The organism is Vibrio sp. 10N.247.311.13, assembly GCF_041467595.1.
GTDB classification, from domain to species: domain Bacteria; phylum Pseudomonadota; class Gammaproteobacteria; order Enterobacterales; family Vibrionaceae; genus Vibrio; species Vibrio crassostreae_C.
This window is the reverse complement of the sequence record NZ_JBFSUX010000147.1, coordinates 1-1,051: the sequence shown is the minus strand read 5'-3', so window position 1 is coordinate 1,051 and position 1,051 is coordinate 1. Positions and strand designations below refer to the sequence as shown.

1 protein-coding gene is annotated in these 1,051 nt (G+C 43.1%); it reads right to left on the bottom strand.

The genetic code is table 11. From position 1 onward, the window contains the following. Positions 1 to 52: 52 nt before the first annotated feature. Positions 53 to 973, bottom strand: a complete 921-nt coding sequence (locus AB6E52_RS23115; protein WP_029236538.1) for an IS5 family transposase — start codon at positions 971 to 973, stop codon at positions 53 to 55. Positions 974 to 1,051 lie beyond the last annotated feature (78 nt).

The following is a 1,051-nucleotide window of genomic DNA, read 5'->3' as shown; positions in this document are numbered from 1 at the left end:
GGCTTTGTTTCCTAATTGGATCTCAGATAGAAACGGCCAGTATGGGTGATTATTAGGCTATTTCTATCGTTTTAGGCATACCTAACCCTGTGAGCTTATTCAACGCTTTAATCATGGCGTAGGTTTCACCAACCTGAGCATTATAGTTTCTTAAACTTAATCGCCCACCAAACAGTGTCTTTACACGGAACATAGCCGTCTCTGAAAGTGACCGTTTATGGTAACCGTACTTCTTTTTCCAATGTTTATTTGAGCCGTATAATTTCTGGCAAGCTACCGCCAGATTACGGGGGTGACCTCGTAACCAAAAAGCAGCACCTTCTCTCGGTGGAATAAGTGGAACAGCTTGTTTAATACGTATTGCTTCGTAGCATTGTCTTGTATCGTAAGCTCCATCACCAGATATCTCATTGATTCTACGACGAGTTTGATTCAGTAAATTAGGAAGAGCTTCACCGTCAGTGACATTCGATAAACTTAACTCAGCCGCAATGATTTCATGAGTGCCAGTGTCTACGGCTAAATGGAGCTTACGCCAAACTCGACGCTTCCCGTCAGTACCATGTTTTTTTACTTTCCATTCACCTTCACCGTAGACCTTTAGCCCTGTTGCATCAATGGCTAAATGCTGTATTGCGCCTCGGGTCTTTGTCTTGAATGACACATTAACCGTTTTGGCTCGTTTACTGATGCATGAATAATGAGGACATGACAACGGGAGTTGAGCGAGTTTGAAAACAGAATCGATGAATCCTTGTAACGCTCTCAACGGCATCGCGAATACTCGTTTAACCATGAGGGCGGTCGTAATGGCTAAGTCACTAAACAATCGAGGTCGACCTCGTTTACCTTGCTTGAGTTGCTTCCACTGTTGAATCGCTTCCTCATCAATCCAGAATGTCAGTGAACCACGATTGATTAGGGCTTGGTTATATTGTTTCCAGTTAGTTGTTCTGTAGCGAGGCTTTGGCATTGCTCTAAGTATGTGAGTGAACTTAGATGATCTGATCGTAGCTTTAAGCATTAGTTCCCTGATTTAGGAAACAAAGCC

Excerpts from the sequence above, each read along its gene's own strand:
- AB6E52_RS23115 (WP_029236538.1), bottom strand. The coding sequence starts at position 973 with ATGCCAAAGCCTCGCTACAGAACAACTAACTGGAAACAATATAACCAA.